At 64.3% G+C, this 14,763-nt stretch carries 12 protein-coding genes; 8 read left to right on the top strand and 4 right to left on the bottom strand.

Annotation, left to right across the window (positions count from 1 at the left end):
* Nucleotides 1–56 precede the first annotated feature (56 nt).
* Together L5014_RS19320 and L5014_RS19315 are read right to left on the bottom strand one after the other, a co-directional pair.
* On the bottom strand, nt 57–1,109 hold the full coding sequence (locus L5014_RS19320; RefSeq protein ID WP_238465352.1) for a glycosyltransferase family 2 protein: 1,053 nt from the start codon (nt 1,107–1,109) through the stop codon (nt 57–59).
* 810 nt (nt 1,110–1,919) lie between these two features.
* Nucleotides 1,920–2,903 carry a DUF1571 domain-containing protein gene (locus L5014_RS19315; RefSeq protein WP_238465351.1) on the bottom strand — a complete coding sequence of 328 codons (984 nt, stop codon included), beginning with the start codon at nt 2,901–2,903 and terminating at the stop codon, nt 1,920–1,922.
* A 561-nt stretch (nt 2,904–3,464) separates the two neighbouring features.
* On the opposite strand from L5014_RS19315, the gene L5014_RS19310 reads away from it, so the two are divergent.
* Complete coding sequence (locus L5014_RS19310; RefSeq protein ID WP_238465350.1) at nt 3,465–4,499, top strand: hypothetical protein; 1,035 nt, start codon at nt 3,465–3,467, stop codon at nt 4,497–4,499.
* Between the two features lie 415 nt (nt 4,500–4,914).
* Here the strand turns inward: L5014_RS19310 and L5014_RS19305 are convergent, their stop codons facing one another.
* Together L5014_RS19305 and L5014_RS19300 are read right to left on the bottom strand one after the other, a co-directional pair.
* Nucleotides 4,915–6,900 (bottom strand): ABC transporter ATP-binding protein/permease, encoded by a 1,986-nt coding sequence (locus tag L5014_RS19305; protein ID WP_238465349.1) that lies wholly within the window; start codon nt 6,898–6,900, stop codon nt 4,915–4,917.
* A 10-nt stretch (nt 6,901–6,910) separates the two neighbouring features.
* A complete protein-coding gene (locus L5014_RS19300) occupies nt 6,911–7,795 on the bottom strand; it encodes an extracellular solute-binding protein (RefSeq protein WP_238465348.1) in 885 nt (294 codons plus the stop codon).
* Nucleotides 7,796–8,004: 209 nt separating this feature from the next.
* Between L5014_RS19300 and L5014_RS19295 the strand changes: the two genes are divergently transcribed.
* From L5014_RS19295 to L5014_RS19265, 7 genes are all read left to right on the top strand, one after another.
* A complete protein-coding gene (locus L5014_RS19295; RefSeq protein WP_238465347.1) occupies nt 8,005–8,433 on the top strand; it encodes a TOBE domain-containing protein in 429 nt (142 codons plus the stop codon).
* 203 nt (nt 8,434–8,636) lie between these two features.
* Nucleotides 8,637–9,089 carry a zinc-finger-containing protein gene (locus L5014_RS19290; protein ID WP_238465346.1) on the top strand — a complete coding sequence of 151 codons (453 nt, stop codon included), beginning with the start codon at nt 8,637–8,639 and terminating at the stop codon, nt 9,087–9,089.
* 153 nt (nt 9,090–9,242) lie between these two features.
* On the top strand, nt 9,243–9,698 hold the full coding sequence (locus L5014_RS19285; protein ID WP_238465345.1) for a hypothetical protein: 456 nt from the start codon (nt 9,243–9,245) through the stop codon (nt 9,696–9,698).
* A gap of 807 nt (nt 9,699–10,505) precedes the next feature.
* Nucleotides 10,506–10,685, top strand: a complete 180-nt coding sequence (locus L5014_RS19280; protein ID WP_238465344.1) for a hypothetical protein — start codon at nt 10,506–10,508, stop codon at nt 10,683–10,685.
* A 240-nt stretch (nt 10,686–10,925) separates the two neighbouring features.
* Nucleotides 10,926–12,677 (top strand): ABC transporter permease, encoded by a 1,752-nt coding sequence (locus tag L5014_RS19275; protein WP_238465343.1) that lies wholly within the window; start codon nt 10,926–10,928, stop codon nt 12,675–12,677.
* A 13-nt stretch (nt 12,678–12,690) separates the two neighbouring features.
* The gene (locus L5014_RS19270; protein ID WP_238465342.1) at nt 12,691–14,025 is read left to right on the top strand and encodes an ABC transporter ATP-binding protein; all 1,335 of its coding nucleotides are present in this window, start codon (nt 12,691–12,693) and stop codon (nt 14,023–14,025) included.
* Nucleotides 14,026–14,071: 46 nt separating this feature from the next.
* On the top strand, nt 14,072–14,491 hold the full coding sequence (locus L5014_RS19265) for a DUF3830 family protein (RefSeq protein ID WP_238465341.1): 420 nt from the start codon (nt 14,072–14,074) through the stop codon (nt 14,489–14,491).
* Nucleotides 14,492–14,763: the final 272 nt, after the last annotated feature.

The raw sequence follows: 14,763 nt of genomic DNA, 5'->3' as shown, positions 1-14,763 counted from the left end.
AGGATGCCGAATTGAAGAATCGCGTGAACGGCGTCGATCGGTAAAACCCCACAAGTTCAGGAGCGATGAGCCTGGGTGCCCCGCGCGAGCGGGTTGGCGAGATAGCGAATCGCATGATCGCTGACGCTGCGCAGCGGCAGCAGGCACAGCAGCGTCAACGCGACCGCTGCGAACTTCTTGCGCGTCGTCCAGAACGGATTCGAGAGAATCGAGCGGAAGTAGCGCCGCGAGTCGAACACGATCCAATGCCAGCGGCGCCACAACGGTGCGTCGTACACCCGCATGCACAGATGCGCTTTTTCATACGAGAAGTCCATGGCCTGCTCGGGCAACTGCTCGCCGAGGCGCTCGCTCACGAGTTCGCGCAGCGCGTCCCAGCGCTGCGGAAAGGCGCGCACGACTTCGGCAACGTCCTGACTGTTCGCAATCGAGAGCCCCGCGCGCGGCGTTGCGGCCGCCGCGCTTTGCGCCGTGCCGTCGTTGGGCATCCGATGCACGCGATAGCCGCCAAGCGGTGTCTCGATGACCCCCACCTGCCCCACCAGGGCGACGCCGTAAATGGCGAAGAAGTCGGCGGCAATGCCACGGCGAGTCGTCTTCGGCAACGGCAAGATGCGTTTGAGCGCGCTGACGCGATACGCGTTGCCCGAAGCCGGCGGCGACGGATAGAGCCAGCCGTTGCGCAGCAGTCCCGCGCATTCGGCGGGCGGTTGCGAATGCGGCACGCAGACGCCGGTGGAGCGGCTTTCTCCGTCGATCACGTCCAGCGTGAATTGCACTTTCGCATAGCCGCCGCGCTCGAACATGTCGAGCACGCGCGCAACCGCGCCTTCGTAAAGGACATCGTCGGAGTCGAGATACAGGATGTACTCGGTATCGGCCATTTCCAGGCCGAGGTTATACGAACTCGCCTGGCCGCCATTGGCCTTCAAAACCGGTATGACGCGCGAACCGTAGCTCGCGAGGATGGCGCGCGAACCGTCGGTCGAGCCATCGTCGATCACGACGACCTGGGTTCGTTGCGGTTGCTGGGCGAGCGCCGAGTCGATCGCTTCGCGCAGAAAGCGCTCGTAGTTGTAGCTGCATATGACGATTGTGATGTCCTTCACCGCGTTACCCCGTAGTCAGGAGCGCGTGCTCATGCAACGCTATGCGCGCTGCTTTGAGCGCTTGTCTGACACGTTCCGGCTGGGGCGATCTCGCGTAACTGCTCCGCGATACTGCGCCGCGTTGCCGCTTGCGCCTGCCCGGCCGAATCCGTTCGTCTGATTACCGCCTGTCATGCTGCTTGTGGTTGGCAACCAATGACTTACTTTCCCTCCGCCGTTGATAGCAAAATGAAAGTAATTGGTAATCTTATAGCTCACGGTCGCCAGCGAATGCCACCGCTATCACCGCCCTTGTGTGCGGTGTTCAACACAACGGCACAGGCGCACGAAAGAACAGTTCGGGCACCGCATTTTCATCGCCGCCGGTAAAGGTGAGGAATTCCAGGAGATGAGGTGAGCGTATCGAGCGCCGTGCGCAGCACGCTCCCGCAAACACTCACCTTTGTGCTCGCCTGAACGCCGACGAACCTGCTCGGCTGCCTGCAAGGCCGTCGCGCCATTGCAAAGCGCGAGCGCGATAGTTGAAGGCGCCAATGGTGCGAGCATCAAGCCGACGCTTTATGTCTTTAATTGTTCTAAGCGTATTTTTTGTCGCCCGGTGCGCATTGCGTTGGGGCGCTGAGTTGAGTTCGAAATGAACTTGAGGTGAGCCGTTCCAGGAGAGTCCTGCTCATGGTGAGCCGAGCAACGCGCGGCGACCTCACCGGCCATTACGCAATGGTGAGGAATTCCAGGAGTCGGCGCCCCCGAAAACCCTCACCTTTGTCCTGAGTGGCGATGCGTTGCGATACGGCGTGGCGCAAGCGCGTATCAGAACTTGTAATCGGGATTCTTCGGATCGAAGGCCTCGGCTTCGAAGGTCTTCGGCGTGATGCTTTCGATCACGATTTTTTCGAGGATCTGGCCATCGTTGTCGTAAGCCTCGACGGTGCGGAAATATGGACGGCGCAGGTCGAGCCCGAGCGTCTGCTTCTTCGCATAGAACTGCGGCTTGCCGGCTGGCGAGACATAAGTGAGCGCCACCACGCGCACACCGCCGAGCGTCTTCACTTCCACTTGCGGCTTGTACGGCGCGCCCACTTCGGCGTATTTTTTCGCGTCCGTCATGAACTGGCTCACGATGAACTCCGTGCCGAGATCCGTGATCTTGTGGTTCGACTGCGAGCGCGCGAGCGAGCCGTCGAGTGCCGTCCACATCGGCATGACACCGAGCACGCCGCCCAGATGCCCGTACATCTGATCGGTGCGCTTCGAGGCGTCGTAGATCACCTCTTCGCCCGCATGCTCGCCGTCGGGCAGCCACTTCGCGTAGATGCGCAGAGGATCGCGCTCGAGCTTCACGAGCATGTGCGCGGGCTTGCCGGGCCACTTGCCGTTCAGTCGCTCCCAGCGCGAGAGCACGAATTCGTACGACGGATATCCCGACGGGCCGAGCTGGATGAGCGCGGGCACGACAAGCGGATCGAACGCCTGGAAGAGCGCCGTGAGTTGCGCGTCGCTCATCTTCACGAGCGCGCCGCTCTTTTGCGCGCGCTGAAGCCAGCGCACCTGCTGCTCGATGGAGAGCTTGCCGACTTCGGCGGCGTTGCCCGAGGGGCTCGCCGTGGCCGAGGCCGCTGGCGTGGCGTTTTGCTGAGCACCCGATTGCACGCTGGCATCGGCCGAGGCGTCACTTTGCGCGAAGGCCGTTGCGCAAGCGAACGCGAGCGCCGCGCAGGCGAGCGGTGCCGCGAGGCGCCGCGCGCGCGCAGGCCAAGCGCCGTGCGGCATCGAATGCAATGGATCGTTATTCATGGTTTGGCTCCCTGTGTCGCGATTTTCTCGAACGAAACGTTAAACAGAACGGCAACTGGCGTAGCGAAAAAGCGCGATGGTAACGGCTACGCCGCGCGCGGCTTCTCAATTTCCTCGTAGAGCCGGCTGATAGCGATCGATTCGATATCCGAACTAAATAGATGAGATATCGCGGTGCCGTTAGAGAACCGCGTAACGAACTCAAACGCGTGACTTAAAGGTGAGGGAATTCGGGGGGCGATTCCGAATGAATCGGGCTCAATGGTGAGTATGGCAAACAGTCAACGCCGTTTGCGAATGGCAAAGGTGAGTGTCTGCGGGAGCGGATATTCACTGAGCGGTGCTGAAAAAGCGTTTTTTGCCTTCATATTGGTAAGTTGCTTCGCGGATTTTTTCTATAAAAGCGTCTTGACTGGATTGGCAAGGGTGAGTGTTTTCGGGAGTGGCGCGGTGCCGTAACCTGTCATCGGCGTGCAAGCGAGTCACGATATAGTGACTCGCGATACGCGCTGGCCGGCCCGCCCCCCGAATGCCGCTGGCGCCGCGCTACGGAGTGGCATCATGGGCTTTTTCGACCGACTGTGGCCGCGCAAACGCGCGATGCCGGTTCAGGAGACGGCGCAGACACGCGCGCTCGTCGACCGGCTGATCGTGCTCAGCCCCTCGCTGAAACTCGCGCATGACTATCGCGAGCGGCTGTCTCCCGCGCTCGCGCAGTCGGTCGCATACGTGCGCGAAATCGTCGACCGGTTGCCGCCCGCGCGCGAGGCGAGTGCCGCGAACTGGCTCGCCGATCCCTATATCCACGCATTCTTCGCCGCGCCCGACGAGGTCGCGCACATGCTGAGCCGCTCGCCCGAACTCCATGCGTGGTTCGAGAGCCATCCGCTCGCGCGCGAAACCTGGGCCGTGCTGGGCATGGCGATGATGGAGCGCCGCAGCTTCGGCGTCGAGCAGTATGGCGACCAGGTGCACGCCGACGTCGCCCAGACCACGCTGAGCTTCGACGATCACCTGGTGCGCGTGTGCGGCGAGTCCGAAGCGGACCTGCGCGAGCAGATCGTGCAGCGCGTGGTGGAGCAGATTGCGCTCGAAGGCCTCGCGCAGATCGGCGCCGACGAGTCGCGCCGCGACGCGCTGGAACAGGAGCGTGCGCTGTTGCGCACGCGCCGCCAGTTGCTCACGCGCCAGGGCGCGGGCACGCAGAAGATGGTGGGCGAGCGCGCGGTCGCGAATGCCGCGGAGCTTGCGCAAATCGAGGCGCAAATCGAGGCCCAGATCGAGGCGAACGAGCAGGCGCTCGCAGCACTCGGGCTGAAGTCGGACGCACTCGAGCACGAAATGGACGTGATTTGCGACGTCCTCGCGCATCCCGCGCAGCACGCGAATGTCGTGATGAAGCATGTGCGGCTGAGCCCGATGAACGTCGTGATCGAGCAAGGCGCGCCGGGCAACGGTGCGGAGATCGTGTTCCCGCTCGCGCACCTTCCGGCCAGCCCGCAGGGCATACGCGCGTTCTCGCTGATCCGCTTCGCGCGCGCGGATCTCATGCCGCTGCCAAAGGTATTGGACGAGGATAGCCGCTTCGTGATTTGAGCCGAAGGCGTTCGCAATAAAGCGTCGTCGTGCGAAAGGTGAGCGTTTTCAGGAGCGGTGCGCAGCCATGCGTGCGCGGCCTCGTGTGAGCCGAGGTGAAGCGCAATGCCGCCTGGCCACTCACCCCAAACGTGTCGTTTGCACGAGAATTCGTCCGATTCTTCGCCGGATTGCGGCAAAAAATTTCCTGGTAGTCCCAGGTTAAGCGATACGAATCTTTTTCGACTCGATGGGCGAAGCCGCGCCTGCATGCCAAAGGTGAGGATATTCAGGAGCGGTGCGTGCGGTTGCTTCGAGACACTAACCGTTCACGCAGAAAGCCTTGAAAACACTGGAAAACAAGGCTTTTTGCATGGCGCCGCAACGCTCGGCATGACGCCTTCGAGAGCGTGACGGCACCAAAAGGTGAGGCTTTTCAGGAGTGCGCGGCGGGCCACGCGGAAACGCCCGCAGGGTCGATCTCGAAGCACAGGGCGCTCGCGTGCGTGCCGGCGTGTGGGAACGCCGCGTCATCTGCGGGGATGTCGAAGGTTTCGCCGGCCAGCTCGACCGTGACGTAGCGGTCGCCGTGGCGCAGCGAGACGCCGGCGAGGCGGCCTTCGAGCGGGCCGCCCGATGTCGCGCGCAGCGCGCGGGGCGACACGCGCCACATCACGTGCATGCCCGTGGCGAGCGGCGCGTCTGCGCAATCGCGCCTGCATGGCAAACGCAGTCCGCCAGCCGTTTCGATCTCGCCCGAGTCGAGCACGACGCCCACGCCAATGTTGTGCAGTCCGAGCAATTGCGCCACGCGCAGAGACGCGGGCCGCGCGAATACCTCGTCGACGGGACCGGCCTGCAAGGTGCGGCCATGTTCGATCACGAGCACTTCGTCGGCGAGCAGGGCGGCTTCGTCGGGATCGTGCGTGACGATCACGGTCACCGCGCTGATTTCGCGCTGTAGCGCGCGCAGCGTTTGCTGCAACCGGCGCCGGCGCGGCGTGTCGAGCGCGGCGAACGGCTCGTCGAACAGCAGCATCTGGCTGTGCCGCGTGAGCGCGCGCGCGAGCGCCACGCGCTGGCGCTGGCCGAACGAGAGCTGGCGCGGCAGGCGCTGCGTGAGCGTGTCGAGGCCCAGATGCGCGAGCCAGTAGCGTGCGCTGGCGGCGTCGGCATCGACGGGAAACGCCAGTTGCTGCGCCACCGTCATGTGCGGAAAGAGGCCGTAGTCCTGCGGCATATAGCCGATCTGGCGGCGCTCGGGCGGCAGCGCGCCGATGTCGGCCGCGCCGAGCGAGACGAAGCCCGCGTCGTTGCGCTCGAGACCCGCGACGATGCGCAGCGCGAGCGACTTGCCCGAGCCCGAGGGCCCGATGATCGCGAGCCGCCGCGTGCGCGGCTGCCAGGCGACGTCGAGCGTGAAGGTGCCAAGGCGCCGTTGCGCCGCGAACGCGAGCCGTGCATCGCCCGCTTCCGCGCCGATGCTCGTGCTGCTGTGTGTGCCGCTGTGTGTGCTCTGGTTGGCGCGGTTGTTGGCGCCGCCGCTGGCCCAGCCGCTGGCCCCGTCATTGGTCGCATTATTGGTCCCGGTATTGGCCGCCGCGACCGGCGTGAGTGCGGTGAGCTCGTCGCTGTTGTCGGTGCTCACCGCGAGCGTGACGCGCGCGCCTCGGCTATACACCGAGAGCACCGCGCACACGATCGCGATGCCGAGCGTCGGCAGCAAGAGCGGCATCATCGCCGGCAGCCCCTGGCCGCCGAATACCACGTAGGTGTAGACCGGCAGTGAGTACGGGTGATAGGCGACCATCACCGTGGCGCCGAATTCGCCGAACGCGCGCAGCCACGCGAGCGCGAGCCCCGCGCGGATGGCGGGCCACGCGATCGGCAACGTGACGCGGAAGAAGCGGCTGGCGGCGCGATGGCCGAGCGTGGCGGCGACGTCGTCGTAGACCGGATCGACGGCGGCGAACGCCGAGCGTGCCGCCACGATCAGGAATGGCGCGGCCACGAAGGTCTCGGCGAGCACGATGCCCGTGAAGGAATCGGTGAGCGCGCCGTCGAAGAACTGGCCGAGGGCGCTATACGGGCCGATCAGAAACAGCAGCAGGATGCCGCTCGTGAGTGGCGGCAGCGCGAGCGGCAATTGCACGACGAAGCCGAGCACGGCGACGCCGCGCGCGCGCGAACGCGCGAGCCAGTAACCGAGCGGCACGCCGCCCACGAGGATGACGAGCGCGGCGACGCTGGCGCTCGCCACCGAGACGCCCACCGCCGAGCCCATGGTGTGCCAGTCGACGCCGGCCCAGTCCGCCTGGCCAATCTGCGGAATGCTGGCGAAAAACGGCGCGCACAGATAGACCGCGAGCAGGGCGCCGAGCCACCAGAGCGGCCTTGCGGCGCGCTTCGCGGGTTGGGTCATGATTGCGGGGTCATTGCTGTGCGGCGTCGATCACGGCCTGCACCGACGACGGAATGCCCCCGCCGTTGCCGTTTACCGTGGGCTTCTTGATGTCCACGCCATGCTCGGCGAGCAGCTTGCGGCCTTCGGCGCTCAGCAGGAAGTTGACGAAGCGCGCGGCGCCCGCGCTGTTGGGCGCGTCATTCAGGATCGTGAGCGTGTAATTGGCCTTGATCTCCAGTTCGGGCGCGGGGTGGATCGACGGAATCTTCAGGTCGGACGTTTCGGTCGAGTAGAAGAAGCCTGCGTCGAGCTGGCCCGACTGCAAACGGCCCACGAGCGTTTCTTCCGGCAGCACCTGGGCGGGATTCTCCGGCGCGCCGAGCGTCTTTTCGACGAGGTCCGGCTGGTTGTACGCCTGAGCCGCCTTCGTCATGAGCTCGACCGTGAAGGCGCCCTTCGGGTCGAGCTTGGGATCGGTGCGGCCAATGCGGATGCCCGGCTCACGCAGCACGGCGTCCCATTTCTTCGTCTTGAAATCGGCGGCGAAGCGGCTTTTCGGGTTGTAGCCGATCAGGAGCGGCGACTCGGCGAAGTTGACGTACCACGCAACATGATTGCCGTTCGCGTCGCCCATGAGATTCGCGTTGACCTTCGGGCTCGCGCTGATGAACACGTCGCCACGGCGCAGCTTGCCCTTCACTTCGTTGGCGATCTTGTTCGAGCCGGCCGCGTAGCCCTTGAAATGCAGGCCGGTTTCCTTCTCGAATGCCGGCCCCACGCTCTTTTCCATCAGATTCACGAGCGAGCCTGCATAAAGCACGTTGACATCGCTGCCGTCTGCCGCGAATGCGCCCGTGCTCGCGGCGAGCACGCCGGACATCACCACGACAGACGCGATCAGCTTGCGGATCATCGGTTCTACCCCGTAGCGTTATAAAGGAGCATATATTACGACGGACTGTCGGGTTCATGCACCTGGCCAGACGGGCAATGTTTCCGATAACACCTGTGCGTGAGTGGGCTGCGCCGCTACACTGGGCGCCGGCATCCGGACATCTCGCCGGCGCGCGACCTGGTGCGCCGGTTCTTTCGTCATTTCGTGAATTCCCAGGAGAGACGCTCATGCGTACCAGCGCACGCAATCATTTCGCCGGCCAGATCGCCGCGGTCAAGCCCGGCGCGGTCAACGACGAAGTCACGCTGCGCGTCGACGGCGGCCTCGAGATCGTCGCCATCATCACGCACGGCAGCGCCGCGTCGCTGGGCCTCGCGGCGGGCAAGAGCGCATTTGCACTCGTGAAGGCTTCTTCGGTGATCGTGATGGTCGACGGCGACGCCAGCAAGGTCTCCACGCGCAACGTCGTCGCGGGCACCATCGCTTCGGTCACGACGGGCGCGGTGAACGCCGAGGTCGTGATCGCGGCGCCGGGCGGCGCGCAGATCGCGGCCATCGTCACGAACGACAGCGTGGACCGTCTCGGCCTGGCAGCGGGCAAGGCGGCATCGGCGCTCTTCAAGGCGTCGAGCGTGATCGTGGGCGTGGACGCCTGATTGGCGCCGGCTCAGCGCAGCGAGCCTGAAGTGCGTTTTCGCATGCGCGTCATTCAGGACGGCACCATCGCGCTCGGCCCAACCGCAACTCAAATGCAATCCAACCGCGTACCAGCCGCGATGCGACAACAGCACAATCGCAATCGCAATCACGAAGCAAGCAAGTTTATGCAACCGTCGACTTTTTCCCGAGGGAGCCGCGCATGCGCGTAGGCCGCCCGGTCAAGGCGCTGCCGCAGCCGCTGTGCGACTACTGCGGCGCGAAAGCGCTGCTCGCCCGTTACGGCGATGAAGCCTATCCATACCGCGACGATCACGGCCCGCTCTGGGTCTGCGCGGCCTGTGAGGCCTGGATTGGCGTGCCCGCGCGCAGCACCCGCAACGTACCGCTCGGGCGGCTTGCCAACGCCGCGCTGCGCGACGCCAAGAGCCGTTTGCACGATGCGCTCGAGCCGCTCGTCGCCGCCAAGGTGCGGCGCGACAAGGTGAATGTCTTCGAGGCGCGTGGCCGCGCGCTGCGCTGGCTTGCCGAGGAACTCGGCTTCGATCTGCCGAATCCGTCGATCCACCATCTGACACTCGAACAGTGCGAGGCGGCCATCCGCCACGTGGAGGCCTTCATGGCCGCCCGCCGCGCACCGGACGACGCGCGCTAGCGCGGCCGCAAGCAGGCTGTCGGCGCGCACCGGCGCGGGCCCGTCACATGGAGTTACATCGATCTCGTGCTGCGGCGCTCAACCTTGGGCGCTGCGTGCCGTTAATGCACATTAATGCACGCTAATGCACCTGAATCGATACCAATGTGCGATATGGCCAAGACAATCCTCTTTCCGCAGCACAAGACGACCCGCGCCCGGCGCAGTAAGGCCGAGTTGCTGCCGATGCCGCGCGCGAGCGCGGACGAACTCGCGCTGCAAGTGCATCTCGCGCTCGCGTCGTTGCACGCGGGCGGCGCCCAGCACGACGCGCAGGCGCTCCTGCATGCGCACGTGCTCGCGCAGTCGATTGCCGGCGCGGGCTACGGCACCTTGACGCCCGAGCAGGTCCGCTGCGCCGACGAAGCGATCCTCGCGTGCTTCGCGCAGGGCGGCGCCGAAAACGCATGGCGGCTCGACGACACGCAGTTCGAGGCGGTCAAGGCGATCGTCGGTGTCTACGACCAGCAGTTGCAGAGCGCGCCGTTCTGGGTGTTGGCCGAAGCCAGCGAGCGGCTGGAGCGCATGCGCGCCGGCGACGCACGGCAGCCGATGCGCAAGCGCGCCTGAAGCGGGCGGGCAGACTCGGACCGACGGGCTCGCCCCCAATGCACATCGCAGCGGCAAGCCCACAATCGCTCGCGTACCGTCTCAAGGCTGGATAAAACGGGGCCGGAAAAGGCAAGGGTATCGAATGCACCGTCCCGCGTCACGACGATGCCTGCTCAGTGGCCGTGCAATGGCCGCGCAGTGGCCGTGTGGCGGCATTGGCACGACATTTGACGCGGGGCGCGAATCGTGTTGACTTCCGGCAGTGGGCGTGACTAAAATTCGCCCGTCTTAACAAAAGGGGCTGACGCCTTGGACAGTAGCAGTTGTCGATCTTCGAATAGTTTCGCTGCCTGACCGGCACGACGTCCGCGCTCCTTTTCTTTCAGCCGCCGTCTTGCCAGCCAGGCAGATGGTGCGCGTCCAGCAGTAATCCTCGTGCACTCTAATTAGCGTCGACCCGGCGCCGCCGCGTGTTTGTTTCGCGCGCAGCGTCTGGCCGATATCGCGCCGTGAGCGAATCTCGCTCGCAGCACGGTCCGTTCGTTGCGCGCATCGGCAGTCGATGTGGCGTATCGCATGGGCCGCCACTTGCGTTGCGCATGGCCCAGGCCGATCCGGCCTGCCGCGCGCGTCGCCGTGACGATGAGGAGTTCCGATGTCCGACAGTGACAGTTATCCGTTATGCCGCTTCCTTTTTTCGTTCCCTGAGGAAAGCGCGCAGACGTAAAGCCGCTGTAGCGCGCCAAATTTGGCATCGCGCAGCCGGGTCTGCTGGCTTTCCTCCCCATTGCGTCCACGCGAATGTGAGACGCGAGGAGATTCAGCATGAACTTCGGCCTTCTTCTGCCGCAACTGCCGCAACTGCCGCAAACGCGGCGAGACCTCCATCCCGATGTGATCGGCGCCCGCCAGCGCGCGCCGGCCGCTCCGTCGTGCCGCTATTCGAGCCTCGCCGCGCGCTGGCGGGACTTGCGCGCATGGATGTTCCGGGGCGCACCGCGATGACGTAGCTTGCGAGAGCAAGACACGAGATCGACAAGAAAGCGCGGCCCCGCGCGCCTGCGTCGCCAGCGGTTTGGCGATGCAAGCGAGGCGCAAGGGCCGCCAGCAATAAACAGCAACATCCAGAAACGCTGGTGCTTCAAATATGAATCAGTTCAACCTGTTCAATCGCTCGATGCGAACGACACGCCGCGCACCGCGCGCACGCGGCGCCGCGCATGCATCTGCCCAAGGAGGCCGCTGATGGAGTTCAGATTCAACCTGAACCGTACGGCCAACGCTTCGGCGTGGCGCGTGCTGCCCAATCGCTGGGATTTCGTGGCGTTCCCGCTCATCATTTGCCTGATCGCCATGGCCGTGGTGGGTTTCCATCAGACCTTGGCGCCCATCGCCACGCTCAAGACCCAGGCGATCTCGCTCGACCCGTCGATGCTGCCCGAGTACGCCATGCGCACCACGCTGCGCATGCTCGCGGCGATGGTCGCCTCGCTCGTGTTCACGCTGGTCTACGGCACGCTCGCGGCCAAGAGCCGGCGCGCGGGTCAGGTGCTGGTGCCGATCCTCGACATCCTGCAATCGGTGCCGGTGCTCGGCTACATTTCGTTTACCGTCACGTTCTTTCTCGCGCTGGTGCCTTCGCGCGTGCTGGGCGCGGAGCTTGCCGCGATCTTCGCGATCTTCACGAGCCAGGCCTGGAACATGACCTTCAGCTTCTACCAGTCGTTGCGCACGGTGCCGCGCGATCTGGATGAAGTCTCGCGCGGTTTTCACCTCACCGCGTGGCAGCGCTTCTGGAAGCTCGAAGTGCCGTTCTCGATGCCGGGCCTCATCTGGAACATGATGATGTCGATGTCGGGCGGCTGGTTCTTCGTGGTGGCGTCTGAAGCGATCACGGTGGGCAACAACACGATCACGCTGCCGGGCATCGGCGCGTATCTGGCGCAGGCGATCACCGAGAAAAACCTGCACGCGGTGGGCTGGGTCATTCTCACGATGACGGTGGTGATCCTGGCCTACGACCAGTTCCTGTTCCGCCCGCTGGTGGCCTGGGCCGACAAGTTCCGCATGGAGACCACGAGTTCGGGCGACGCGCCTGGTTCGTGGCTGCTCGACCTGATTCGCCGCACGCATCTGATTCACCGTCTGCTCGTGCCGATGGGCTTCCTGCTCGCCACGCTCGCGCGCATCCCGATTCGCGTACAACTGCCGAAGGCCATGCCCGTCGCGACTGCCGCGCTCACCAGGCGCTCACGCGTGGGCGACATCCTTTGGGCCATCTTCGTGATCGCGCTCACGGCCTACGTGGTCTGGCGCGTGTTCGCCTTCGTGCGCACGGGCGTGACGCTCGACGAAGTCGGCCATGTGTTCGTGCTTGGCCTCATCACGCTGTTGCGCGTGATGCTGCTGATTGCGATCGCTTCGGTGATCTGGGTGCCGCTCGGCGTGCTGATTGGCCTGCGTCCCGCGCTCGCCGAGAAGATCCAGCCGCTCGCGCAGTTCCTTGCGGCGTTCCCGGCGAACCTGCTGTTCCCTGTGTTCGTGATCGTGATCGTGCGTTTCCACCTGAACCCGGATATCTGGCTCTCGCCGCTGATCGTGCTGGGCACGCAGTGGTACATCCTCTTCAATGTGATCGCGGGCGCCACGGCCTACCCGAACGATTACAAGGAAGCGGCGAAGAACTTCCGCATCCGCGGCTGGCAGTGGTGGCGTCAGGCGATGCTGCCGGGCATCTTCCCGTACTACATCACGGGCGCAATTACCGCTTCGGGCGGCGCATGGAACGCGAGCATCGTGTCCGAGTTCGTGCAGTGGGGCGACACGAAGCTCGAGGCGCACGGCCTGGGGGCCTATATCGCGCAGACGACCGCCGCCGGCGATTTCCCGAAAATCATTCTGGGCATCGCGATGATGTCCCTGTTCGTCACGCTGTTCAACCGCGTGCTCTGGCGACCGCTATACACGTTCGCCGAGTCCCGGCTGCGTCTCGATTGAGATGGAGTAAACCATGCTGAATCCCAAGATCGTCTCATCCGACCTGCTGCCGGTGCGTCCCGTGCCGGGCAACGAAGTGCTCGCCGTGAAGCATGTTTCGCGCGGCTTCGCGAAGAAGGACGACGAGCGCCTCGTGCTCGACGACGTCAACCTCTCGCTGCGCGAAGGCGAGATTGTCGGGCTGCTTGGCCGTTCGGGCTCGGGCAAGTCCACCTTGCTGCGCATCATCTCCGGCCTGATCGAAGCCACCTCGGGCGAAGTGAACTGGCTCGGCAAGCCGCTCGAAGGACCCGCCGAAGGCGTCTCGATGGTGTTCCAGACCTTCGCGCTGTTCCCGTGGCTCACGGTGCTGCAGAACGTGGAAGCGGGCCTCGAAGCGCAGGGCGTGGGCGCACGCGAGCGCCGCGAGCGGGCGCTGGCGGCCATCGACCTGATCGGCCTGGACGGCTTCGAAAACGCCTACCCGCGCGAACTCTCGGGCGGCATGCGCCAGCGCGTGGGCTTCGCGCGCGCACTGGTGGTGGACCCGGCGTTGCTGCTCATGGACGAGCCGTTTTCGGCGCTCGACGTGCTGACCGCCGAAACGCTGCGTACCGATTTGCTCGACCTGTGGACGCAAGGCCGCATGCCGATCAAGTCGATGCTGATCGTCACGCACAATATCGAAGAAGCGGTGTTCATGTGCGACCGTATTCTCGTTTTGTCGTCGAATCCGGGGCGCGTGGTGGCGGAGATCAAGGTGCCGTTCAAGCATCCGCGCAACCGCCTGGACCCGGCGTTCCGCAAGCTCGTCGACGAGATCTACGCGAAAATGACCGCGCGCGAAGCGGCCGAAGCCTCGCAACGGCGTCTCGAAGTGGGCAGCCGTTTGCCCGACGTTTCCACGAACCTGATGGCGGGGTTGATCGAGACGCTGGCGGCCGCGCCCTATCACGGCCGCGCCGACATGCCCGAGATCGCGCGCTCGCTGCATCTGGAAGTGGACGACCTGTTCCCGATCGCCGAAGTGCTCCAGCAACTTGGTTTCGCCGATGTGCGCGACGGCGACCTGCTGCTCACGCCGCCCGCGCGCGTGTTCGCGGAGATGGGCACGCAGGCGCGCAAGCTGATGTTCGCGGACCACCTGCTGCGCAACGTGCCGCTCGCGGCGCGTATCAAGAAGGTGCTCAACGAGCGCCCGGGCCATCGCGCGCCGCGCGTGCGCTTCGAGCAGGAGCTTGAGGACTTTCTCTCCGACGTAGCCGCGGAAGAAACGCTCGATACCGTGATCGACTGGGGCCGTTATGGCGAGATCTTTTCGTACAACGACCAGTCGGAGATTTTCAGTCTCGAAGACGTCGAGGCCTGATGGTGAGCAGCGGCCTTCCAAAACACACTCGAGCGTCAAGGACGACATGAAAAAGATCAACGTGAACGCCGGCCCATTCCGCTTCGTCGGCCGGCTGGAAGAAGAAAAGGCGCCGCACACCTGCCAGCGTTTCCTCGAATTGCTGCCGTTCAAGAACAAAGTGATTCATTCGCGCTGGAGCGGCGAAGCCGTATGGATCCCGTTGGGCGACTTCGATACCGGCCTCACGTTTGAAAATCACACCAGCCACGCGTCACGCGGGGATATTCTTCTGTATCCCGGTGGATTCAGCGAAACCGAATTCCTGTTTGTTTATGGGAGCTCGAGCTTTGCTAGCAAAATGGGGCAGCTTGCTGGCAACCACTTCTTTACGATGGTTGAAGGGCATGAGCATCTCGAGGCGTTTGGGAAACTCGTGCTGTGGGAAGGTGCGCAGGATATTGAGTTTTCTTTGGCGGGTGAGTAGGTGGAGGCTGCGGGGGGCTCGAAGGCGTTTGTTGGGGGCTGGGTTTCCTGCTTGATTGTCGCGTTTCCTTGCGTGGCGCGTTTCCTTGCTTTCGTGTCGGTCTATTAGCGTTGCCCCCGTGCGGGGCGGCACCTACTTTTCTTTGCAGCCGTGTACAGACTGGAGACATAGCTGACAGGTGTACGAGGACATGGTTGACACTTTCGGGCAGTCCAACGCCCGGATCCAATCATGCCCTGGAACGTAAAAGACACCATGAGCCTCAGACAGGA

The sequence above is a fragment of the Paraburkholderia tagetis genome (genome assembly GCF_022213065.1).
Classification (GTDB): Bacteria; Pseudomonadota; Gammaproteobacteria; order Burkholderiales; family Burkholderiaceae; genus Paraburkholderia; species Paraburkholderia tagetis.
The sequence above is the reverse complement of the archived record's forward strand: the minus strand, read 5'-3'. Positions and strand labels throughout refer to the sequence as shown.

Bases quoted from the DNA above. Each gene is read 5' to 3' on its own strand.
- L5014_RS19285 (WP_238465345.1), top strand. From the start codon at position 9,243: ATGGCCAAGACAATCCTCTTTCCGCAGCACAAGACGACCCGCGCCCGG.
- L5014_RS19310 (WP_238465350.1), top strand. From the start codon at position 3,465: ATGGGCTTTTTCGACCGACTGTGGCCGCGCAAACGCGCGATGCCGGTT.
- L5014_RS19315 (WP_238465351.1), bottom strand. From the start codon at position 2,903: ATGAATAACGATCCATTGCATTCGATGCCGCACGGCGCTTGGCCTGCG.
- L5014_RS19265 (WP_238465341.1), top strand. From the start codon at position 14,072: ATGAAAAAGATCAACGTGAACGCCGGCCCATTCCGCTTCGTCGGCCGG.
- L5014_RS19280 (WP_238465344.1), top strand. From the start codon at position 10,506: ATGAACTTCGGCCTTCTTCTGCCGCAACTGCCGCAACTGCCGCAAACG.
- L5014_RS19275 (WP_238465343.1), top strand. From the start codon at position 10,926: ATGGAGTTCAGATTCAACCTGAACCGTACGGCCAACGCTTCGGCGTGG.
- L5014_RS19305 (WP_238465349.1), bottom strand. From the start codon at position 6,900: ATGACCCAACCCGCGAAGCGCGCCGCAAGGCCGCTCTGGTGGCTCGGC.
- L5014_RS19295 (WP_238465347.1), top strand. From the start codon at position 8,005: ATGCGTACCAGCGCACGCAATCATTTCGCCGGCCAGATCGCCGCGGTC.
- L5014_RS19290 (WP_238465346.1), top strand. From the start codon at position 8,637: ATGCGCGTAGGCCGCCCGGTCAAGGCGCTGCCGCAGCCGCTGTGCGAC.
- L5014_RS19300 (WP_238465348.1), bottom strand. From the start codon at position 7,795: ATGATCCGCAAGCTGATCGCGTCTGTCGTGGTGATGTCCGGCGTGCTC.
- L5014_RS19270 (WP_238465342.1), top strand. From the start codon at position 12,691: ATGCTGAATCCCAAGATCGTCTCATCCGACCTGCTGCCGGTGCGTCCC.